This window comes from Desulfatibacillum alkenivorans DSM 16219 (genome assembly GCF_900142135.1).
In the GTDB taxonomy this organism is placed as follows: domain Bacteria; phylum Desulfobacterota; class Desulfobacteria; order Desulfobacterales; family Desulfatibacillaceae; genus Desulfatibacillum; species Desulfatibacillum alkenivorans.
This window is the reverse complement of record NZ_FQZU01000002.1, coordinates 109488-131068: the sequence shown is the minus strand read 5'-3', so window position 1 is coordinate 131068 and position 21581 is coordinate 109488. Positions and strand designations below refer to the sequence as shown.

The window sequence follows — 21581 nt, the reverse complement described above, 5'->3', positions numbered from 1 at the left end:
CTTTAAGACCTCGCCGCCTGCTTCATATAATCCCTGGCCCAGGCGTCGGCTTCCAGGATCTGCTCCAGATCCGGCCGGGCGCTGGGGGTGTGGGCGTTCAGGCATTTTTCGATCAATTGCGGGATTTGGGGAAACCGGATTTGATGATCCAGAAAAGCCTGCACCGCAATTTCGTTGGCGGCGTTCAATACCGCCGGATAGGTTTGTTCGTCCCTGCACGCCTGCTGAGCCAGGGCCAGGCAGGGAAATTTTTCCAGGTCGGGCTCAAAAAAATCCAGGGAGCCTAAGGCGAAAAAATCCGGGATGGGCTGCCCCAAGGGAAGCCGGTCCGGATAGGACATGGCGTAGGCTATGGCCCCGGCCATATCCGGTACACCTAATTGGGCGATCACTGAGCCATCTTTATACGCCACCATGGAGTGGATAATGCTCTGGGGATGGACCACCACCTGGATGTCCTGTTGGCGCACGTCAAACAGCCATTTGGCCTCGATGACTTCCAGGCCTTTGTTCATGAGCGTGGACGAGTCGATGGTGATTTTTGCGCCCATGTCCCAGGTTGGATGGGACAAGGCGTCCTCCGGGGCGAGACTTTCGAATTTCTCCCGGGAAACCGTGCGAAAAGGGCCGCCTGAGGCCGTCAGAAGAATTTTATCCAGATCCTTACGGTCGTTGCCTTGCAGGCACTGGAATATGGCGCTGTGCTCGGAGTCTATGGGCATGAGCTTCACGCCGTTTTCCCTGGCTTCCCGCATGACCAAAGCGCCGGCCATGACCAGGGTTTCCTTGTTGGCCAGGGCCACTTGCTTCCTGGCTCGGATGGCGGCCAACGTGGGCAAAAGCCCGGCTGCGCCCACCATGGAGGAGACGACCATATCCACCGAATCCAGGGTTGCGGCCTTTTGGTACCCTTCGTCTCCATACATGATGTAAGGATGGGGAGTGGTCGCGCCTTGCAAGGCGGTTTTCAGCTTGCCGGCCAGATCTTTATCCCGGACCACAACCAGTTCAGGCAGAAACTCCACAACCTGTTTGGCCAGGGCGTCGATGCTGGTATGGGCGGCCAGGGCGCGGATTTTAAATTGGTCGGGAAACTTGCGAACCACGCCCAGAGTGCTTTTTCCGATGGAGCCGGTCGAGCCCAGGATGGTCAGGTTCTTTACGCGAATTTTATCTGATAAGGACAATGGGATCCTCAAAAAGTAACCAAAAAAAGATAGACTACCGGTCCCGTAAACAAGAGGCCGTCGATCCGGTCAAGCATCCCCCCATGTCCAGGAAATATAGTCCCGGAATCCTTTACGTCAAGGGAGCGTTTGAGCATGGACTCGAAGAGATCGCCCAGTTGGGTGGCGATGGCGGCGGAAGCGGCCAGGACCGGAACCACCAGCCAGGGGATGGTTGGAAGCAGGGTCAGCTTGAAAACCGATACCACGATGAGGTCGGCGAAAATGCTGCCGATGGAGCCTTCGACGGTTTTGTTGGGGCTCAGATTGGGGATGAGCTTGTGCTTTCCGAAGGTTTTGCCTGCGTAGTAGGCCCCGGTGTCGGATATGAAAGCAAGAAACAGGATGAAGAAAAGCCAGGTCACGCCTTGCTCGCTGCAACGGGCCAGGACCACGGAGGACAGGAGGCAGGGAATATACAGGATGGACAAGGCTTCTTTGGCAAGAAGGTCGTATCCCGCCTTGCCCTGGTTAAAACGGATCATAGCCCGGCTGGCGTAGACGAAGAACATGAGCCACATAACCAGAAACAGGAGCTTGAAGGAGCCGATAGCCGCAGCCCAGAATATGAGGCTGGACCCGATTACGGCGAAACAATAGCCCAGGTCCATGGGCGCATTGGTTTTGCAGAAATTCTTGAAATACTCGTACAGGGCGAAAGCGCTGATAAAGGCGCCGAAAATGGCAAAGGCCCACGCAGGGGCCATTAAGAAAAATGCAACCAGGATCGGGACGATTACTGCAACCGTCATCCAGCGTTTGGCGTGGGAAGAGTATGCCATGGTATAAAATCCGTTCTTTTGATTCGCCGGGTTATTCCAGTTGGTCCCCGGTCTTGCCGAATCGCCTTTCCCTGTCTCCAAAATCCTTGAGAATCTGGATATAATCCTCTTTTGAAAAATCCGGCCACAGTTTGGGTGTGAAAGCCATTTCAGCGTAAGCAAGCTGCCATAATAGGAAATTGCTGATGCGCACTTCCCCCGAGGTGCGAATCATGAGGTCCGGGTCGGGCATGGTTGCGGTGTACAGGTGCTGGCTGATCACGGATTCGTCGATCAGTTCCGGATCCAGGGTGTGGTCCGCAACTCTGTGGGCCATTTTCCGGAAGGCCCTGACCAATTCCTCGCGGCCGCCGTAGGACAAGGCCAGGGTCAGGGTCATTTTCCGGCCCTGGGCCGTGGCCTCCATGGTGTGGTTCATGGCGGCCTTGACGTCGTCGGGAAGCCGTTCGGTCTGGCCGATGACATTCAGGCGAATGTCGTTTTCCAGCATTTCTTTTTTTTCGTTGACCAGAAAGCGCTTCAAAAGGGTCATGAGGGCCATGACTTCGGCCTTGGGCCGCTGCCAGTTTTCCGTGGAAAAAGCATACAGGGTCAGGAAGGGGACGCCCAGCTCGCGGGTGGTGCGCACCACCATGCGGACGGTTTCGGCCCCTTGCTCATGGCCCTTTACGCGATTCATCAGCTTTTTTTTGGCCCACCGCCCGTTGCCGTCCATGATAATGGCCACATGACGGGGAAGACGCTCAAAGTCGGGAAGCGGCGAATCCGAATTTTCCACTTTAGAACTCAAGGATTTCCTTTTCCTTTTTGGCGCAGATGTCGTCCACCTTTTTGACGAAGTCGTCGGTGATCTTCTGGACTTCTTCCTGGCCTTTAAAAGCCAGGTCTTCTGCAATGTCGCCGTCCTTTTTCATGGACTTGATGGTTTCGTTGGCGTCTCTCCGGGCGTTGCGCACGGAAATCTTGCCTTCTTCCGCCATCTTGTTGACCAGCTTGACCATTTCCTTGCGCCTGTCTTCCGTCAGGGGCGGAATGGCGATGCGGATGATCTTGCCGTCGTTGGACGGGTTGAGGCCCAGGTCGGACTTTAAAATGGCTTTTTCGATCTCTTTGATGACGGAAGCGTCCCAAGGCTGGATGGTGATCAGCCTGCTTTCCGGGATAGCCACGGTGGCCGCCTGGTTGATCGGGGTGGGAGTCCCGTAATAGTCCAGTTTAACCCCGTCGAGCATTGACAGGGATGCCCGGCCTGTGCGCACGCGCAGCAACCCTTTTTCCAGAGCTGCAATGGCCTTATCCATTTTTTCACGAGCTTCTTCATAGACCAGTTCAAGCATTTGTCAGTCTCCTATGTATGTACCGATGGTTTCGCCGCAAACCGCTTTGCAGATATTGCCAGGGGTCAGCATATTGATGATGCCGATGGGCAGTTTGTTGTCCATAGCCAGGGAGGTGGCGGTGGTGTCCATGGCCCGCAGCTCCCTTTCCAGGACCTGCTTGTGCGTAATGGCGGTAATGGGCTGGGCGTCGGAGTTGCACTCGGGGTCCTTGTCAAAAAGGCAGTTCACCTTGGTGGCCTTGAACAAAATTTCCGCGTGAATTTCCTGGGCGCGCAAGACGGCGGCCGTATCGGTGGTAAAATAAGGGTTGCCTGTGCCTGCGGCGAAAATGACGACTCGTTTCTTTTCCAGGTGCCGCAAGGCTCTGCGCAGGATATAGGGCTCGGCGATTTCGTGCATGGCGATGGCGCTTTGGACCCGCGTGGGCATGCCCTGCTTTTCCAAAGCGTCGCACAAGGCGATGCTGTTGATGACGGTGGCCAACATGCCCATATGGTCCGCGGAGGTGCGGTCCATGCCGTAACTGCTGCCCTTGATGCCCCGGAAGATGTTTCCGCCGCCAATGACCAACGCCACCTCGACGCCAAGGTCAAAAATGGAGCGAATTTCCGCGGCTACGTAACCGATGACTTCCGGGGAAATCCCAAATTCCTGATCCCCCATGAGGGCTTCGCCCGAGAGTTTGACCATAACCCTTTTGAATTTTGCAGTTGGCATATGATTTTCCGGGGTTTGTTTGTACGCCGTATCAGGCGCAGCGTGCGAATAAAGGCCTTCCCGCACATTGTGCGGGAAGGCTATATGATCGAACAGGCCCGAACGGCTGGCCGCCGGGCCCGGTCTTGGCTCTCAGGCGCCGGTTTTATTCTTCGCCCAGCACAAAGCGGGAGAAGCGGCGGATGGAGATGTTTTCACCGGTCTTGCCGATGGTTTCGGTCAGAAGATCGCCTATGGTGATGTCGGGATTCTTCACGAAAGGCTGATTGACCAGGCAATTGTCCTTGAGAAACTTGGCGATTTTGCCGTCCACGATCTTGCCGGCGATGTTTTCGGGCTTGCCCATTTCCAGAACCTGGCCCATGTAGATTTCGCGCTCTTTTTCCACGATCTCGGCCGGAACGTCTTCTTCGGTCACGGCCAGGGGGTTGGTGGCGCAGATGTGCATGGCCACGTTCCTGGCGAATTCCACAAAGTCATCGTTCTTGGCCACAAAATCGGTTTCGCAGTTCACTTCCAGGAGCACCCCGATTTTGTCCATATGGATGTAGGACATGACCACGCCGTTTTTGGTCTCGCGGCCGGCGCGCTTCTGAGCGGTTGCAATGCCCTTTTTACGCAGATAGTCCAGGGCCTTGTCCATGTCGCCGTCAGACTCGGCCAAGGCCTTTTTGCAGTCCATCATGCCCGCTCCTGTAGCAGCGCGCAGGTTTTTTACCATTTCTGCTGTAATGGTTGCCATGATACTCTCCTCTATAAAACGCTATCTAGTTCGCGGCCTCGCCGTCTTCTTCGGGGCCGGATTTTTTGATTACTTCAATAATGGGGCCTTCTTCGGCCGGAGCTTCTTCCGCGGCTTCCGCTGCAGGGGCGGGGGCGGCGGGTTCAGACTTGGCGGCTTCTGCGGCGGCCTGTTCCTGGGCCTTGTCGTCAGCAGCCTTATCCTGCTCCGCGGCGCGCCTTTCGGCGGCGACCTGCTTGCCCTGAATCACAGCTTCGGCGATCCGGGATGTCATCAGGCGAATGGCCCGAATAGCGTCGTCATTGCCGGGGATGACGTAATCGATGTCATCCGGGTCGCAATTGGTGTCAACTACGGCCACGATGGGGATGTTCAGCCTTTTGGCTTCCCGCACGGCGATGGCTTCGTTTTTCGGGTCGATGATGAAGATCACGCTAGGCAGCTTAGTCATGGTGCGGATGCCGCCCAAGTTGGCGTCCAGCTTGATGCGCTCTTTTTCCAGCTTCAAACGTTCCTTTTTGGGGAACAGGTTGATGGTCTCGTTGAGCTTGATTTCGTTCAGATAATTAAGCCTGTCGATGCCTTTTTTGATGGTCTGGAAGTTGGTGAGCATGCCGCCCAGCCAACGATTGTGAACGTAGTAAGCCTCGGCGCGGTTGGCTTCTTCGTAGATGGATTCCCGAGCCTGCTTTTTGGTGCCCACGAACAGCACGGAGCCGCCGTTGGCCACCACGTCGCTCACGAATTCGCAGGCGGTGCGGAACATGCGGACGGTCTTCTGCAGGTCCACAATGTAGATGCCGTTCCTGGCGCCGAAGATATAAGGTTTCATCTTGGGGTTCCAGCGTTTGGTCTGGTGACCAAAGTGGACTCCGGCTTCCAGGAGTTCCTTCATCGAAATCTTTACCATAGTGTTCTCCTTTGGTTGTCTTTCCTTCGCCCCCATCGTCCCGAATTCCCACCGCGGCCCACCCGCAGCACCAAGAATCCAGTCCGGAGACGTGCGAAATAAATTGATAAAAAGTGCGCGAAAAAAATATTCCGCGCAAATACAGGCTATTAAAGCCGGACTTCCGGCGCAGGGAATTTTGTGCGAAACGCTCCCCAACGCCAAAAGCGATACTGTTTAACACACCAGGCCTGGGCCTGCAAGGTTTTTTTCCCCTTTTCGGGAAGGCTATAATTGTGCAAAAAGGCTCCCTTTCGCACAACCGCGGGCCTTGCAGCCTCAAAAAATGGCGGACTCCTCGCCTGCGATCAGGCGTTTGATGTTAGCCTCGTGCTTGAACCAGACCAGAACCGTGACGGCCAGGGCCGCCCCGGTGTAGGGCAGGGAGTGGGTTTGCCAATAGACCAAAGGCGCCAGGGAGGCGGCGGAAATCAGGGAGCCCAGGGAAACGCGCCTGAAAATCCCCACCACGGCGGCGAAGACCGCAAGCGCGCAGACCAGGGCGGCGGGCGACAATATAAGCACGCACCCCGCTGCAGTGGCCACGCCCTTACCGCCCTTTTTGAACAAGGAGTACAGGGGAAACAAATGCCCCAGAAAAGCGGCCAGGGCCGTCAGGGCGACGGCCGTCTGGGTCCAAAAGCCGTCCGTCCCCAAAACCAGAACCGCGCCCAATACGGGCAAGGCGCCCTTGGCCATGTCGCAGGCCAGAGTGGCGACGCCCAAAGCAGGCCCCGCCTGCCTCAGCACATTGGTGGCGCCGATGTTGCCGCTTCCCGCCTTGGTGATGTCCATGCCGGCGCGCCAGCGGGAAAGCACCGCACCAAAGGGCACGGAGCCCAGCGCATAAGCCAATGCCAGAAAAAAGGGAAAATACATGGTTACCTTGAAGTAAGGGGACAGAAAAAAATGGCCCTGATCGGGCGCACGGGTAATTTGTTAAACCTGACCCCTAAAATCTAAGCGGCGGCGGGCTTTTGTCAAGGAGGACGGACCCAGGGTTTTCCGGGACATTTTCCGGAATCAGAGAGTTAGTTTTGAAGTAACGGATGTCTCCAAAAACTCACTACTCCTCCGAGTCGTCCCCAAGAGTCTTTTTACGAAAGACGCCGTTTTTTTGACTGGTTTTACTTCCGATAATGTCATTTTGAAAAAATTTGACTGCCTCGAAAAAGGCCCTTGACAAGGGCCCGCTATACGATCATAATAATCAATAAATTCAGAAAGTTGAACTAGTTACTTTCTAGTTCAAATCTGAATTAACGTGTAATAGTTTTTTAACTAGAGCATCTATAAGAAACCAAGCTATTAAAAACTAGGAAGGAGATCAGCCATGTATTATCAAAAAGACAAAGTCAGCGATATCATTTCCGTCCTAATGGTCATGAAGCATGAGTTTGGCAAAAAGCCATATAGCGACACTTCTGAACTGCGCAGAGACGCGGTGAAGGAATTTGCCGAACGTGAATTTCGGGCGGGCAGGTATGTGTCAATGAATTCGGCTGAAAAGACCGTCCACGATGCTTGCGCACGCCGCCTGAAGCCTGATGTGAACGGCATAAAGGAATTCGACGAAATCGCCGATCAATGGCTGCACGATGAGTCGATGCGCATGGCGGAAATCCTTTTGAACCACTCAGAGGATCGTTCCCAGTTAGCCACAGTTGTTGTGTTTTTTAAAAGGAAAAACGGGATGTGTTCAAGGGGATGTCCCTGACTAATCCACCAACTTTATATCGTTCTGAAATAACATGGAAATTATTTCAGAATGATGTAAACTTAATGTGGTTCATTAATATTTTATCGGCCAGTTCCATTTTGGGGCAATCTTCAAGAATCAGAGAGTTAGTCTTGAAGTAACGGATGTCCCTAAAAATTCCTTTTCAGGATTAATAATGAGGTTTTCGCATGGCTTTCTTCACGCTTGACGACAGATCCTTGAGACTGGATACTTCTACTCTTGGGCTTAACGAAAAGCCTTTGATTGAAAAACTTTGGACGCTAATTGAAGCTCATGGGCACGATCTTGATTCGGCAGCCTTGGGTTTATACCCATGCCCGGATTTCGGCTATTTTGCATTATCAGATAGGTACTGGCGCGGGGCTCTTTGCATCTATTTTGCTGGATTCAGCAGAGCGTTTGTAGAGGCCGGCGCAGGCTTTCTTGAACCCTGGCTTTTCAATTCACGACATGCAGTAGAGCTATCCCTGAAAGGATGTATCCTTTATGTGACGTGGTATGAAGAACTGCTGACAAAACCGCTAACGAACGGCTACAAGGCAGAGATTGAAAAAATCGATAATGACCATAACATATCAGGATTGTATTCCAAGTACGACAAGAAAGTGAAAAAGTTAATGCAAAACTGGGGCACCGACATCCTAGGGGAGCCGCTCGAAGATGACGGATGGTTGCTTTCAGAACGATCCCAAAAGATCCTTCAAGAACTGTCAGAAATTGATCCGCAGGGCTTTAACTTTAGATACCCGAGCATCAAGAGCTTTATTACAAAGTTTGATGATGGAAAAGAATCAGAAGTTCCGATACAGAAGCTGCTGAAAACTTCCTGGAAATGGGATGAGACCGAATTATTCACAGAGACAGGGCTTCCCAAAAAACAAGGTATCGCATTTACCCATGTAAAAGTGGTTAACGCTCTCCATGATCTTATCAGCGAATTGTCCGGTATCCAGGATCAGCACGACGCATTCTACGCATATCTTGATGAGGTACAAAGGTGCTTGTGATCATAGGGGACATCCCCAAAAACTGACCTATAGCGCCCAATGAACTCCCGAAAAAACGTCTACTTGTATTGATATTGGCTTGGTTGGTTGGAATCTTTGCGGGTTGGGATTGTCGGGTCGCTGCGCACGAGCTTGTCAAATTTCAAGTTCGGGTAGGGCGAGGAGGCGCGTTTGGGCGTCCCATTCAATTTCGCCGCTCCGCGTGACCCGACCTACGCAGCCGCATATAATCATTCCTTTTTGTTGGGTTTCGCAAGCTCAACCCAACCTACGCCGCAACAAGTAAGGTCGTAGGTTGGGTTAAGAAGTCCGGCTTCCAAGCATCGCACAGCCTTCGCTGATTTTGGACTTCGAACCCAACAAAAAAGCGCCTGACTCGTTACATAGCTGCAGGGCAAAACATCAGGGTTTAAACGCTGTTTTCGCCCTTGGTTGTTGGGTTTCGCAAGCTCAACCCAACCTACGCCGCAGCAAGCAAGGCCGTAGGTTGGGTTAAGAAGTCCGGCCGCAAGGCGCAGGCGCTCATGAGCCGAATTCCAGCAGACGCCCTTTATAGGCTACTTGTTCTTTTTAAGATTTTTGAAGTTCGGCTTACGCTTTTCGATGAAGGCCATAATGGCTTCCACGTTTTCCGGGCTGCCCGCCTGTTTGGTCATGGCTTCGTGCTCCTGCTCCAGGGTGGCCTGGATGTGGGCCTGGCGCCAGACCATGAGGCATTTTTTGGTTTCCCGCAGCCCGTTCACCGGCCATTGGGCCATTTCAGCGGCTTTTTCCTGGGCTTTGGCCAGCAGTTCGTCGTCGGAGAATTTGGCCCGGGCAATGCCGAATTCCAATGCTTTATCCGCATCGATCCATTCGGCGGTGAGCATGAGCTCGGCGGCGCGCTGGGCGCCTATGTTTTGCTGGAGCAAAAAGCTGCTGGCGAATTCCGGCGCCATGCCCAGGCTCACAAAAGGCAGGCGCATGCGCAGGCTTTCGCCCACGTACAGAACGTCGCTGAAAAACAGGGTGGTGGCGCCGCCGCCCACGGCGATGCCTTTGGCCGCGCCGATGAGGGGTTTGTCAAAGGCCATCATGGAGCGCTCCAGGGTGCGATAGGGAGATTCGCCCTCGGGCCGGCCGGCGGCCAGCTCCCCCAGGTCCTGGCCCGAGGAGAAATCGTTACCCGCGCCGGTCATCACCACCACGCCCACGTCTTCATTCTCCCGGGCCTGGTCGAATGCGTCGGCCAGGGCGAGCCACTGCTCGGTGTTGAAGGCGTTCTTTTTGGCGGGGCGGTTGAGGGTCAGGGTTAAAACTCCGTCATTAAAATCCTGGAGGACTGTGTCGCTCATGATCTTGCTCCTTAAATTAAACAGCCCCTTGCAGAGAGCTGCTTGTAAAAAACCTGCTTTGCTGAAAACAAAGCGCATTGAGGGTAAATATCCGGTCCAATTCACCGGCTATTATATACCCCCAACGCGCTTATGCCAAACCGGACTATAATCCGAGGCTACTCCGTTTGAATGTCGTAACGCACGGTGAACCGGGCCAGGGCGTCGTTGACCGCCTTCCAGGCTTGATCCTCGGTCACTCCGGCCATGGGCTTCACCTTAATGAGGGCCTTGGTTCCATGGACCTTGTCCTCATTGACGGTCACGTCCACGGATTCGAACATGTTTTCGATTTTTTGGACTTCATCCAAATAGGCCAGACGAACGGCTTCGTGGCGCAGGCTGGGCTTGAATATTTTGCCCACCGGGGTGAGAGGAATTTCCTCCAGAATGTAGACTTCCTTGGGAATGGCGGCCCGCTCCCCGATTTCCTTTTGCAGGTGGGCCTCGATTTCCTCTTTGGTCAGCTCGGAGCCTTGCTGGAGTTGGACGAAAGCCACGGGCACCTCGCCTGCATGGGCGTCGGGCCTGCCCACGGCCGCAGCCACCTGGACGCCCATGAGGCGGTACAGGGGCTCTTCGATGGCGGCCGGGTCGATATTATGCCCGCCGCGGATGATCAGGTCCTTTTGCCGGCCGGTGAGCCAAAAATAGCCGTCCTCGTCCTGACGGCCCAGGTCGCCGGTGTTGAACCAGCCTTCCTTCATCCAGATATCCGTGTTTTTGGTTTGGTCCAGGTATCCGGTGAACACGTTGGGGCCCTTGATGCACACGGCGCCGATTTCATTGGGCGCGGCTTCCTTGGCGCCGGTGGAGGTGGGGATCATGATTTTCATTTCCTGGTACGGCAGGCGGATGCCGATGGAGCCCACCCGCTGCTCGCCCTCGGGCGGGTTGACGCAGGAGGCGGTGGTGCCTTCGGTGAGGCCGTAGCCTTCCAGGACTTTCATCTTGGTGTGAGCCTCGAAGCGCTGAATCAGCTCCACGGACAGGGGCGCGGCGCCGCACAGGGCGAACTGGAGGGACGATATGTCCGCATCGCCGGTTGGGATGTCCAAAAGGACGGACAGGACCGTGGGCACGCAGGAGAAGAACGCGGCTTTGTAGAATTCCACGATCTTGAAAAAATTCATGAGCACGCCGGGATCCCGGTATCCCTGGGGGGAAAGCAGAACCACGTGGGCGCCTATGGAAAAGGGAGCTCCGCCCGTGACCATCACCCCGTTTACATGAAACAAAGGCAGGCCGCACAGCAGGGTGTCGGAGCTTTTCATGATGCCGCTCATGGTCATCATGGTTGCCATGGCGACTTCGTTGTAATGGGTGTGGGGCGCCAGCTTGGGCGTGCCCGTGGTGCCTCCGGTATGGAAGAGCGAGGCGATGTCCTGGGGCTGAATTTCCCGGCCCGAGTCCAGGGAGTCTCCGTTGTAGTTTTCGATCACTTCATCAAAGCCCACGATATTGTTGGCTTCATCGCCGGCGCCGAACACCCGCACGATCTTTTGGATGCCGGACACTTTCTCCCGGACCATTTCCGCCTTCTCCCAGATGTCGGAACCGGGAACCTCGCCCAGGGCCACCAGGACCTTGGTTCCGGCGGCTTCGCAGATGTCGGCTATGGTGTGCGCCTCCAGCATGGGATTGATGGGGTTGACCACGCCCGCGGCCTCTCCGCCCCATAGGATGTAATGGGTGTGGGGCAGGTTGGGCAGCAGGTAGGTAATGACGTCCGTAGGGCCAATGCCCAAGTCGTGGAACATGTTGGCCGTCTGGTTGATTTTGCGCCAGAACTCGGCGTAGTTCACGGTCATGGGGCTGTTGTACGTCTCCCCGGAAAGCATAAAGCTCATGGCCGGAGCATTGGGATCGACCTCTGCTCCCAGTTTAAGCATTTCGTAGGTGTTTTTCGCCTTAAGCCTTTGTTCAAAAGGAACTTTTTCCAGTTCCTCCACGTCTGCAACCGAAGCAATCCTGATTTCCTGCATACTTCCCCCCGAATACGTCTGTAGGTTTTTGTGAGAGAACTTGGTCTAACGGTCTGTAATGACGAAAGGAAAACTTTCCCGCACCCACGCCCTTTGCGGGAAAATGTAAAATGAAATCTTAAATTAAAACAAGAGATTAAATATTAACAGGATATAAAGATTCCGGCAAGCGAAAATACGTTTAAATTTTGGGGGAAGCGCATGGCGGGGATTAAGTAGGGGAGCATGATTCAGACGGGGCCGGGACGCCTATCCCCCCGGAAAAAAGCCCGGGCCTTCCGATCTCGAATCATGCCCCCTAACCGGTTATTTCCCTTCTTTTGCTTCTTCCTCCAACTTGGACTTCTGAATTTTTCCGGCGGGCGTCAACGGCAGCTCCGCCCTGAAAACGATCTCCCTGGGGACCTTGTAATCCGCCAAATGCTCCTTGCAGAAGGCCTTGATCTCCTCTTCCGTGGGATTGGCGTCCGGGTACGGTACAATGTAGTAGCGCCCCACCTCTCCCAGGTATTCGTCGGGCACGCCGATTCCGGCCACCATGGCCACTTTGGGATGGCGTGCTATGAGGTTTTCCACTTCCACGGGATAGACGTTGAATCCGCCCTGGATGTACATTTCCTTTTTGCGGCCCCTCAGGTAGATGAAGCCTTCTTCGTCCAGGTATCCCATGTCGCCGGTGTGCAGCCAGCCGTCCCTGAAGGTTTCGGCGGTTTTCTCCGGCATGTTGTAATAGCCTTTGGTTACGGCGTCGCCTTTGAAGCACAGTTCGCCGGTTTCTCCCAGGGCGACTTCCTTTCCCAACTCGTCCACCACCTTGACTTCAAAATCCGCAATGGGCTTGCCGATGGATTTGAGGGTGGTTTCAAAGTCTCCGTCCCAGGGGCTTAAAACCACGGCGCCGGAGGTTTCGCTCAGGCCGTAAAGGTTCATGACCCTTGCGTTGGGATAGGAGTCGTACATCTTTTTAAGAAGCGTGTCGTCGGCGTTGGAGCCGCCCACAATGGCCATGCGGCACTGGGAAAGATCCAGGGCCTGATAGGCTTCGTTCATCAACACCAGGGCATGCATGGTCGGAACGCCGCTGGCGGTGGTGAATCCGTATTTTTTAATCTGGGCTGCAATGTGGTCCGGGCTGAACATGGGGATGAGTATGTACTTGCCCATGCCCAAAAGGCTGGTGATCGCGCCGCAGGTAATGCCGCCCACGTGGTTGAAGGGCAAAGCCAGGGCCACGTTGTCGTCCGGGCAGGTGGAGGTGTGCACGGCCTGTCCCCGCGCGGAAGCCAACTGGCTTTTGTGGCTTAACACCGCGCCCTTGGGAACGCCCGTGGTGCCGGAAGTGTAGATGATCATGATGGCGTCGTCCGGCTCCACGGCGGCTTTTGCCTGGTCCAGCCTGGTTTTGTCGATTTCGGTTTCCAGCATGTCTTCAAAGGAGAAACTCCCTTTAAAGCCCGGCCCGCCCATGAATATGAACTCCTTGACCTTGGGAATGCGGGGCTTGAATCCTTCGAAAAAGCTGACGTAATTCATTTCGCCGAGGGAGGCGAGCGTAAGCACGGCCCGGGTTTCGCTCTGGTTCAGGATGTATTCCAACTCCGTATCCCGATACCGCACGCTGAGCCCGGTGATTACCACGCCGATTTTCACCGCGCCGAAGTACATGTACAGCCACTCCGGCTGATTAAGGCCGATGATGCCTATTTTATCCCCGCGGACAAACCCCATCTTCAACAGAGCCATGGCAACCCGATCCGCGGTTTCATTCACTGAGGCGTAGGAATACTCCTTGTCCTCGTAATAAAACATGGGGCTGCCGGGCCGTTTGGATGCGGCCGTTTCCAGGGCTTCGCCTACGGTGTTGGCTTGGATAATCTCGCTCATACTCCCTCCTTATGTCATGGTAACAATGATCGGGGAATGTCCGCGGTTTTCGCCCGCAGATACTCCCCGAGGGTTTTAGCCTGCGGATCCATTCGCAGGGACGCGGATACTCCGTCCCCAAGCACGCCAATGATATAAAAATTGAGCGCCAACAGGTTTGGCAGCTCGTAACGTTCGATTTCATACCCGGCCATGTCGGTCAGGATTTCCTTCAGCTTGTCCACGGTGAGAAAATCCTGCAAAAACGCATAGGCCTCGGGGGTTTTGCCCCACACGCCCAGGTTGGCGTTTCCGCCTTTGTCGCCGGACCGCGTGGCGAACACCCGGCCCAGAGGGGCCGCGACCTTTTCGTCCGAAGGGACGGGCGGGATGGAGACTTCCAGGCTTTTCACCGGAGGGAATTCCCGGCCCATGGGCGCGGGCTCGATCTCCATTTCCTTGCCGTCAAAAAAGAGCTTCTGGACCACCTTGTCCCTGGAGACCAGGGTAGGCCAATGCTGGATTACCGGACGGCCCTTGGCCGGGGGCGCGGTTCCGGTGAATCCGGGAATGTTGCACAAGGCCAGTTCCACGAGCTTGGCCGAGAACAGCCCGACTTTTTTCGGGTCCGGGTCCAGGACGGACAGGCGCAGGTAGGCGAAGGCCTCTTCGTTGGAGGCCGGGTTTTCACGGTCCGTGCGGATGAGCTGAACCTCGGCCTTGCGGAACTGCTCCTTGCCGCCGATGCTGTTGAACAGGGCGTTTTCCAGAATTTTCGCCTTTTTCTCAATATCCAGGCCCGTCAACAACACGGTGAATGAGTTGGTGTGGCCGTCCAGGTTGTTGATGCAGACCTTGGTGGTGTCCGGGGGAGGCTCGCCGCATACGCCGGAGACTTCCACCCGATCCTGGCCCTGCTGCTTGATCCGGATGGTATCGAACCGGGCGCCCACATCCGGAGTCAGGTATCTGGGCTCGCGGACTTCATAAAGAAGCTGGGCCGTAACCGTGCCCACGGAAACCAGGCCGCCGGTGTTGGGATGCTTGGTGATGACGAAGGAGCCGTCCTCGTGCATTTCGGCGATGGGAAAGCCCACGTTGTCGTAGGAAGGGACTTCGTCGATAAAGGAGTAATTGCCTCCGGTGGCCTGGCCGCTGCACTCGATGATGTGCCCGGCCACGGCGGCGCCGGCCAGTTTGTCCCAGTCGTCCCGTTTCCATCCGAATTTCCAGGCGGCGGGCCCCATGACCACGGCGGCGTCGGCCAGGCGGCCGCCCACCACGATGTCCGCGCCCTGGGACAGGGCTTCCACCACTCCCCAGCCGCCGAAATAGGCGTTGGCGGTGATGGGCATGGCGCCGGCGTCTTTCAAATGAACGCCTTTGTCCAGGTGGGCGAAATTTTCGCCCTGCTCCTGCAACTCGGCGATGCGGGGAAGAATGTTATCCCCTTCAATATAAGCGATTTTGGGGTGCAGCCCCAATTCGCCCGCCACCCTCTGCAGCTCGTCGGCCAGGCCTTTGGGGTTCAGGCCTCCGGCGTTGGAGACCACCCGGATGTTTTTATCCAGGCATTGGCCCATGATCTGCTCCATTTGCTTCAGGAAGGTATGGGCGTAGCCTTTGGTGGGGTCTTTCATGGTCTGGCGCACCAGGATGGCCATGGTGAGCTCCGCCAGATAGTCGCCGCTCAGGATGTCAATGGGGCCCCCTTCCACCATTTCCCTGGCTGCGGAAAAACGGTCTCCGAAGAAGCCGCTGCAATTGGCGATGATGAGTTTATCGTCAAATAACGTCTTTGGCTCGGCCATAATGTGCACCTCAATAATTAGATTGTTTGAATTTATGGATAAGGCCTGACAGCGCCGGGTTTGACCGGCCCGGCGGTACAGCAATCGCCCGGGGGGACGATCCGGTGCTTTTTTATTTGAGCAAGGAGCGTGCCAGGGGCTGCCAATTTTTTAACGGTTTGATTTAATGATTAATTCTAAAAGTATTCATCCTTGAGCCGCCCCCTTCATGCCGGTATATCGGCGTAATTGCCGATATATCGGCGAATTTCCTTGACCGAAACCCCCTTTTCCGGCCATAATCCCCCCAACCCTAACCATGGAGAAGCCCCATGCCCCCGTCCCCGCCCCCGTTTCAGGAAAACCAATGGCAATTCCTCACCGCCCTGGAAACATTGGGCGCCCCGGTCAGCCAGTCCGTGGCCCAGGCTCTGGCGCCCGTGGACTCCCGGTCCCTGGACCGGCTCCTGGCCCATTGCCGGGAAAAAGGATGGATACAGGAAGCCGGGGAAGGGTTGCTGCGTTTGAGCTCCCGCCTGCCGGAGAAGATTCGGCTGGACCTGGAAGTGCGCAACACGGACAGGCTGAACGGACTTCTGGCGGACAAGATCGAAGATCTGGGTCTGACCGAATCCCTGGGGCCGGAAATCATGGCCCGGATTCAGGCCCGGGCGGGCAGGATGGACAAGGCCGGAGAGATCGAGGTGGAGCGGGCTCACCAGTCTCTGACCAGAAAGGATCATGACGAGGCCTACCGGCGGTTGAGCCGGGGCGTGGCCATGCTCCACAGCCACATAACCATGGGACGAATCGGCGTGGATCGGCTGTACACCGAATCCACCCTGGAGCTATCCAACCTTTCCTACGCCGTGGGACGGGGCATGCGGGTGTTGTCCGCCTATCTGAAAACCGCCATAGGCGTGGCGAGAAACTCGGGCGACGACCGTTCCCACGCTCTGGCCTGCCTGCACATGGGGCGGCTCATGGCCTATTACGGCCGGCCGGGCGAAGCCATGGCCTTGCTCATCCAGGGCAAGGAGGAAGTGGAGCGCCTGGGGGATTCGGACATCCACAAGGCTGCGGCTGAATTTTTGGGGCTTTGCAGCATCCACCAGGGAAAATTTTTGGAGGCCGTCGGGTACTTTCAGACGGCGGAGCAATCTTTCGCCCAAAACCAGGACCGGCTGCTTTTTTACCCCACCATCCTATGGAACCTGGGCATTACCCTGTTTTTCAACGGCCAGGTTCCCCGGGCCCTGGGCTTTTTCCACTCCTACTGGATTCTCGCCCGCGACATGGGGTGGTCCGCCGTGGCTTGCATCGCCCGGGCTTTGCTGGGCCTGGCCCTGGCCACGGCCCGTAAAAACCCCCAGGCCCTGCATCACCTGCAGGAGGCGCTTAAGGACGCAGCCCAAGCCAACAACGAATACGCCCTGTTCATCGCCCGGGCCGGCATGGCGATCCACGCTTATTACGAGGACCGGAACCAGGAATCCTTCGCCATTTTGCACCAGGCCCTGGTGGAGGGCCGGCAGGCCGCCACCGCTCCCATGCTCTCCAGTTTGTTCATCGTGGACATGCTGCCCGAGTTCAACCGGCAGGAGCGGGACGCCTCGCCGGGCAAATGGAATTATCAACGGCAAATGGAACGGGCCATGAAGCAGGAAGGAGTGCTTTCAAACGGCGTGGGCCTGCGTCTGCGGGGAGAGCAGCGGCTGCGCAACGGGGAAAGCCCACTATTGGCCATGGAGGATTTTGAATCCAGCATTCGCCAATTTCAGAAGGTCGGCGCGGTGTTCGCCCAAAACAAAACCTTCATCGCCGCGGCCATGCTGCACCTTGCGGAAGGAAACCAAGGGCAGGCTGCTGACGTGGCCTTCAAGGTCTGGCAGAGAATCCGGGGCATGGGCCTGGACAAGGACCTGCTGCCCGTGGAGTTGCAACGTCTGCTGGATGAGCAAGGGCGCTGGCAAGAAGCCGAAGACAGCCTGGAGAATTTTATCGCCAGATACATGAACGCCCTCAACGTATTGGATCAAATCCAAGACGAGGAGGAGCTGCTGTACGAGGTCATCCGCAGGCAACTGCTGCTTTTGATCGCCGAACGGGGCGTGCTGTTCGTCCCCGATCCCAACGACGAAGCCTCCCTGATTTTCCGTACGGGCTGCAACCTGTCCCGGCAGGAAACCGGGTCCCCGTCCTTCCGCGCCAGCCTGGATCTGGCCGTTAGGGCGTTTCATGAGGACGCGGTGATCGTGGAGGGGCTTCCCCAGGACCCGGACGCCCCGGCCGAACTCGGGCGCCGGCGGGCTCTGGCCCTGCCCATCATAGCCCCCGGACATCTGCGGGGAGTCATATACCTGGAAAGCATGTACGTGAACGACGCCTTTGACCTGGTTCCCCACTCCCTGCTCAAGCTGGGCGCGGAGCACCTGGCCCGGTACGTCCATAATCTGGTGGAGTGCATCCGGCTGCGCCAGGAGGCCAGCCGCCTGGCCTCGTTCAAGGAAATCCGGTTCGGCCAGCGCAAGGACGATTCCATCATCACCCGGTCCAGAGCCATGTTCCAAGTTTTGGAGCAGGCGGAAATGGCGGCCCGGTCAGAAGCCACCCTCCTGGTGACCGGCGAGACGGGCACGGGCAAGGAGCTGCTGGTCAAACGCATTCACCATTTCAGCAACCGGTCCAAAGGCCCCATGGTGACCGTGGACTCCACCACCATCCCGGAAAACCTGGTGGAAAGCGAGCTCTTCGGCCACGAAAAAGGGGCTTTCACCGGCGCGGACTCCCGCAAGTTGGGCTTGATCGAAATGGCCCACGAAGGCACCTTGTTCATTGACGAAATCGGCGAGCTGCCTCCCCAGACCCAGGTGAAGCTGCTCCGCGCTTTGGAGTCCCGGACCTTCCACCGGGTCGGAGGCGCCCAGGCCGTCAAATCCGACTTCCGGCTGGTGGCCGCCACAAACCGGAGCCTGGCAAAAGAGGTGGAGCAGGGCCGGTTCCGCCAGGATTTGTATTACCGGCTGAACGTCATCCACCTGGTTTTGCCCCCGTTACGGGAGCGGGGGGACGACGTGATTGTGCTGGCCCGCCATTTTCTGGACCATTACTGCTCCAAATACGGCTTCAAGCCCCTGAACTTCAGCGGACGGGACGAAGACATGCTGACCGGCTACACCTGGCCGGGCAATGTAAGGGAGTTGAAAAACGTCATCGAACGGGCCGTGATTCTATCCGGAGGCCGCAGGCCCGCCCTGGACATCCGGGGCGGAGTCCAGGCCGAAGGCCGGGATTTTTTCAGCGGAGCGCCCACCATGGAAGAGGTGCAGCGCCGGTACATCACCAAGGTGCTGGAAAAAACCAAAGGCCGCATCGACGGCCCTGGCGGCGCTGCCGAAATTTTAGGCATGAAGCGCTCCACCCTGTACTCCCGCATGTACAAACTGGGGTTGAAGGACGTGGGGAAAAAGGAATAATCGGAGACGCCTTCCAGACTGCTGTAATATGCATGATTTCAAGACATTATGAAGGTCGGGTTACGCGAAGCGGCGCAATGAAATTTGAATCACAAAAACGCTGGTATGCCGCATCCGAACCCGAAGTATGGCAAGCCCGTGCGCAGCAACCCGACATTTCCGGTGCAAGGCTCTGGGACAAAACAAGCGGCGAGAAAAGGCGTTAATCAAGTGAATTGAAAAATGTTTGGGAGGTTCAGTATGGATACGATCTCGGGAGATCTATTAATAAATATGACATCCCCTAAATTCATTTTTATTGACAAGCCATAAAATCATGAATACTAATATGGATATAAATGGACTGGGAATGCTCGGTCGGCGCTTGGCTTCGGTGAATACCGGGGCTTTTCGCTTTTTTAGGGAAACACTTTCAGTCCCCAGCCAAGGAAATCTCCCCTTTGATTGCAGTTAAATTTCTTTTTAATGACGTCGTATGCTCTATTTTCCTGTTTGGGTTTCAAGATGTGCCTGCCAATGGGTCTTGCTATCAAATCAGCTAGTTGCAACCCCGCAGAATTGGTTTTTTTATCGGCTAGAATAATTTCGAAAGGAAGCGCTTTGCCCGTGGCGTTTCGACTGCATACACGCCGAAACTCTAACTCCAAATCTTTGTCTTCCTTTCGTCCTCTACTTTCAAAAACCAAGTGGGTTTTTCCAGTTTCGGATTTCACGTTGCTTTGCAGAAATAGAAATACTCGTTCCAACCCAAAGGTTAAAGCTATGTCATAAGGATTGTTTGGAAAACTGTATCTATCGAGAAGGCGTTTTTTGTCTATCGCACTCGCAATAAGTACAAACTCACAGGTTTCCACCAAGGTATTGAGATCGGCCATAAATGATTGTCTTATTTGACTATTTTGTAAAATTCGAAAACAATCTTTTGATTTCCTTATGTCACGTTCATGTAAAACAACCTGATCGTGTCCAAAGTATTTAAACTTAAATTTGACTATGTTGGGAGCAATGCATTCAGCATACGAATTTTTTTTAAAAATACAAAAAGCCAAGACGAATACCGGATAGTTCTTATCAATAGACTCCAGTCCATGGTCACCGCTTTCATCAACATAAACAATGTAGTCATCAAAGCATTCCATGGATTTACATTAACCTTTTCAGGTAGTTGCATAGATAATGAATCCAACGTTCATAAGTTCTTGTATACCCCTTCTTTTTTTTCGCCTCTCCCCTTTTAAAGCCTTTGGATCAGGTACACGAACACCGGCAGTCGGCTGATGCTTTTCAAATCAAAATAGCGGTCCAGCAATTGCTCGTCCTCCCCCCTGTTTTTCAAGGGGGAAAGATACACCGCCCCCTTGCCCCGCGAAGGGCCCGGAGCGTTTTTCAGCAGATCCTCCAGGGCCGGAAAATGGCCTTGGGGCAACCGTTCCCCCATGAGAAAATTGCCGGTGACTTCAACATTTTCATACCGGGCATTCACGGCATGCATTTTTTCAAAGGCTTCCAACACCTTTTCCCGGGTGATGGGCTTTTTGATGAACTTGAGGGTTTCCGGGTCTACGGATTCGAAGCCCAGGTTGATATAGACGCGAAAGCCGGACCGGTTCAGGGCGTCCATGAGCGTGGGCTTTGATTTGAGGAAGGCGCCCACGCTTCCGAAGAAAAACAGCAAAGGCTGTTGCGCTCCGCTCCCCCCAATGTCCAGGACTTCCTTGGCTTCCTTGACGGCGAAGGTGATCGCTTCCTCGCCGGCTGCCAGAGCGTCATGATCTCCTAAAAACAACCCGCGGTAATTTTCCAGGTTGCGGCCGAAAAACTCCTTGAGGCTTTTGATTTGCTTGAGGATATCCTCTTTTTCCCGCACCTGAAACTTGTTGGAAGACTTCACGCAGCAGAAATCGCAATGGTACAGGCATCCCTGGGATATGGAAAGGGGAACGACTTCGTAATCCACGTGCCGGGTGTCCGGGGGAAGCACGCTCACCCTGCCGCCGATAATCTCCTGAAGGCGCTTGGAGCGCTGGTACAGAGTATTGTCGTCGTGGGCCAGAATGCGCTCCACCAGGTCCTTGTCTCCGGGCTGGAGGCCGTTGGCCTGGAGTTCGTAAAGGGTTCCGAACAGCATGGACCAGGCGCCCAGGGCCTTCATCACAACGGGATTGGAAAAATACTCAGCCCGGTCCAGGGAATTGTTGGGATAGGGCAGGCAGGGCAGGTAATACTCGCCCAGCCAGAATATGACGCCCCGTTCTCCGCCCTCTTTTCCGCAGGAGTAGTAAACCCAGTCGTTGCCGTCGGTCCGCTTTAACTGCTCAAAGGGATGGGGCCACTCCATGGTTCTGCCCTTGATGAATTTAATCTCGCCGTTCAGGTTGAATGCAAATTCATACTCCGGGGTGATAATTTCCGAATACTTTCCGTATCTAAGGTCGAACCCGGGCTTTCCTTTGGCCTGGAGGCCCTTTTTTTCGCCGTTGATGGTTATTTGATGCTGCGGGTATACTGCCATGGGTTTATTCGCCTCTCGCCTGATCACATAAAGGTTTCCGCTTTGGGGGAGCAAATCCTCCTTTTTTTTGCGACGCAT

General features: G+C 55.3%; 17 protein-coding genes. 3 read left to right on the top strand and 14 right to left on the bottom strand.

All coding sequences use genetic code 11. The annotated features are described in order from the left end of the window. Positions 1–2: 2 nt before the first annotated feature. The 8 genes from BUE18_RS02530 to plsY form a co-directional block, all read right to left on the bottom strand. Positions 3–1187, bottom strand: coding sequence for a 1-deoxy-D-xylulose-5-phosphate reductoisomerase (locus BUE18_RS02530; protein ID WP_073472545.1), 1185 nt, complete (start codon positions 1185–1187; stop codon positions 3–5). Between the two features lie 8 nt (positions 1188–1195). Further along, positions 1196–2008, bottom strand: a complete 813-nt coding sequence (locus BUE18_RS02525; protein WP_073472543.1) for a phosphatidate cytidylyltransferase — start codon at positions 2006–2008, stop codon at positions 1196–1198. 31 nt (positions 2009–2039) lie between these two features. Beyond that, positions 2040–2798, bottom strand: coding sequence for an undecaprenyl pyrophosphate synthase (locus BUE18_RS02520; protein ID WP_073472541.1), 759 nt, complete (start codon positions 2796–2798; stop codon positions 2040–2042). Then, positions 2788–3345 carry a ribosome recycling factor gene (gene frr, locus BUE18_RS02515; protein WP_073472539.1) on the bottom strand — a complete coding sequence of 186 codons (558 nt, stop codon included), beginning with the start codon at positions 3343–3345 and terminating at the stop codon, positions 2788–2790. The genes BUE18_RS02520 and frr overlap by 11 nt, the downstream gene beginning before the upstream one ends. Before the next feature lie 3 nt (positions 3346–3348). Continuing rightward, positions 3349–4065 (bottom strand): UMP kinase, encoded by a 717-nt coding sequence (gene pyrH / locus BUE18_RS02510; RefSeq protein ID WP_073472537.1) that lies wholly within the window; start codon positions 4063–4065, stop codon positions 3349–3351. Between the two features lie 145 nt (positions 4066–4210). After that, positions 4211–4807 (bottom strand): translation elongation factor Ts, encoded by a 597-nt coding sequence (gene tsf, locus BUE18_RS02505; protein WP_073472535.1) that lies wholly within the window; start codon positions 4805–4807, stop codon positions 4211–4213. A gap of 25 nt (positions 4808–4832) precedes the next feature. After that, on the bottom strand, positions 4833–5717 hold the full coding sequence (gene rpsB, locus BUE18_RS02500) for a 30S ribosomal protein S2 (protein ID WP_073472533.1): 885 nt from the start codon (positions 5715–5717) through the stop codon (positions 4833–4835). 318 nt (positions 5718–6035) lie between these two features. Then, positions 6036–6635, bottom strand: coding sequence for a glycerol-3-phosphate 1-O-acyltransferase PlsY (gene plsY / locus BUE18_RS02495; RefSeq protein WP_073472531.1), 600 nt, complete (start codon positions 6633–6635; stop codon positions 6036–6038). A 454-nt stretch (positions 6636–7089) separates the two neighbouring features. Between plsY and BUE18_RS02490 the strand changes: the two genes are divergently transcribed. Both BUE18_RS02490 and BUE18_RS02485 read left to right on the top strand, forming a co-directional pair. Further along, positions 7090–7473 (top strand): hypothetical protein, encoded by a 384-nt coding sequence (locus tag BUE18_RS02490; RefSeq protein ID WP_073472529.1) that lies wholly within the window; start codon positions 7090–7092, stop codon positions 7471–7473. Positions 7474–7664: 191 nt separating this feature from the next. Then, positions 7665–8504, top strand: a complete 840-nt coding sequence (locus BUE18_RS02485) for a hypothetical protein (RefSeq protein WP_073472527.1) — start codon at positions 7665–7667, stop codon at positions 8502–8504. A gap of 557 nt (positions 8505–9061) precedes the next feature. On the opposite strand, the gene BUE18_RS02480 is transcribed toward BUE18_RS02485, so the two are convergent. The 4 genes from BUE18_RS02480 to BUE18_RS02465 all read right to left on the bottom strand — a co-directional run bounded on the left by BUE18_RS02480 (position 9062) and on the right by BUE18_RS02465 (position 15536). Continuing rightward, on the bottom strand, positions 9062–9838 hold the full coding sequence (locus BUE18_RS02480) for an enoyl-CoA hydratase/isomerase family protein (RefSeq protein WP_073472525.1): 777 nt from the start codon (positions 9836–9838) through the stop codon (positions 9062–9064). Positions 9839–9996: 158 nt separating this feature from the next. Continuing rightward, positions 9997–11862: an acyl-CoA synthetase gene (locus tag BUE18_RS02475; protein ID WP_073472524.1), complete on the bottom strand. Its 1866-nt coding sequence runs from the start codon at positions 11860–11862 to the stop codon at positions 9997–9999. Positions 11863–12168: 306 nt separating this feature from the next. Next, the gene (locus BUE18_RS02470) at positions 12169–13746 is read right to left on the bottom strand and encodes a class I adenylate-forming enzyme family protein (RefSeq protein ID WP_073472522.1); all 1578 of its coding nucleotides are present in this window, start codon (positions 13744–13746) and stop codon (positions 12169–12171) included. Between the two features lie 14 nt (positions 13747–13760). Beyond that, positions 13761–15536 (bottom strand): acyclic terpene utilization AtuA family protein, encoded by a 1776-nt coding sequence (locus BUE18_RS02465; RefSeq protein WP_073472520.1) that lies wholly within the window; start codon positions 15534–15536, stop codon positions 13761–13763. A 311-nt stretch (positions 15537–15847) separates the two neighbouring features. On the opposite strand from BUE18_RS02465, the gene BUE18_RS02460 reads away from it, so the two are divergent. Beyond that, positions 15848–18991: a sigma-54-dependent Fis family transcriptional regulator gene (locus BUE18_RS02460; protein WP_073472518.1), complete on the top strand. Its 3144-nt coding sequence runs from the start codon at positions 15848–15850 to the stop codon at positions 18989–18991. A 398-nt stretch (positions 18992–19389) separates the two neighbouring features. Here the strand turns inward: BUE18_RS02460 and BUE18_RS02455 are convergent, their stop codons facing one another. Further along, on the bottom strand, positions 19390–20130 hold the full coding sequence (locus BUE18_RS02455; RefSeq protein WP_073472517.1) for a DUF3800 domain-containing protein: 741 nt from the start codon (positions 20128–20130) through the stop codon (positions 19390–19392). A gap of 95 nt (positions 20131–20225) precedes the next feature. Then, positions 20226–21503, bottom strand: coding sequence for a radical SAM protein (locus BUE18_RS02450; protein WP_073472866.1), 1278 nt, complete (start codon positions 21501–21503; stop codon positions 20226–20228). Between the last annotated feature and the right edge of the window lie 78 nt (positions 21504–21581).

Bases quoted from the DNA above. Each gene is read 5' to 3' on its own strand.
- BUE18_RS02525 (WP_073472543.1), bottom strand. From the start codon at position 2,008: ATGGCATACTCTTCCCACGCCAAACGCTGGATGACGGTTGCAGTAATC.
- frr (WP_073472539.1), bottom strand. From the start codon at position 3,345: ATGCTTGAACTGGTCTATGAAGAAGCTCGTGAAAAAATGGATAAGGCC.
- pyrH (WP_073472537.1), bottom strand. From the start codon at position 4,065: ATGCCAACTGCAAAATTCAAAAGGGTTATGGTCAAACTCTCGGGCGAA.
- tsf (WP_073472535.1), bottom strand. From the start codon at position 4,807: ATGGCAACCATTACAGCAGAAATGGTAAAAAACCTGCGCGCTGCTACA.
- rpsB (WP_073472533.1), bottom strand. From the start codon at position 5,717: ATGGTAAAGATTTCGATGAAGGAACTCCTGGAAGCCGGAGTCCACTTT.
- plsY (WP_073472531.1), bottom strand. From the start codon at position 6,635: ATGTATTTTCCCTTTTTTCTGGCATTGGCTTATGCGCTGGGCTCCGTG.
- BUE18_RS02490 (WP_073472529.1), top strand. From the start codon at position 7,090: ATGTATTATCAAAAAGACAAAGTCAGCGATATCATTTCCGTCCTAATG.
- BUE18_RS02485 (WP_073472527.1), top strand. From the start codon at position 7,665: ATGGCTTTCTTCACGCTTGACGACAGATCCTTGAGACTGGATACTTCT.
- BUE18_RS02480 (WP_073472525.1), bottom strand. From the start codon at position 9,838: ATGAGCGACACAGTCCTCCAGGATTTTAATGACGGAGTTTTAACCCTG.
- BUE18_RS02475 (WP_073472524.1), bottom strand. From the start codon at position 11,862: ATGCAGGAAATCAGGATTGCTTCGGTTGCAGACGTGGAGGAACTGGAA.
- BUE18_RS02470 (WP_073472522.1), bottom strand. From the start codon at position 13,746: ATGAGCGAGATTATCCAAGCCAACACCGTAGGCGAAGCCCTGGAAACG.
- BUE18_RS02465 (WP_073472520.1), bottom strand. From the start codon at position 15,536: ATGGCCGAGCCAAAGACGTTATTTGACGATAAACTCATCATCGCCAAT.
- BUE18_RS02460 (WP_073472518.1), top strand. From the start codon at position 15,848: ATGCCCCCGTCCCCGCCCCCGTTTCAGGAAAACCAATGGCAATTCCTC.
- BUE18_RS02455 (WP_073472517.1), bottom strand. From the start codon at position 20,130: ATGGAATGCTTTGATGACTACATTGTTTATGTTGATGAAAGCGGTGAC.
- BUE18_RS02450 (WP_073472866.1), bottom strand. From the start codon at position 21,503: ATGGCAGTATACCCGCAGCATCAAATAACCATCAACGGCGAAAAAAAG.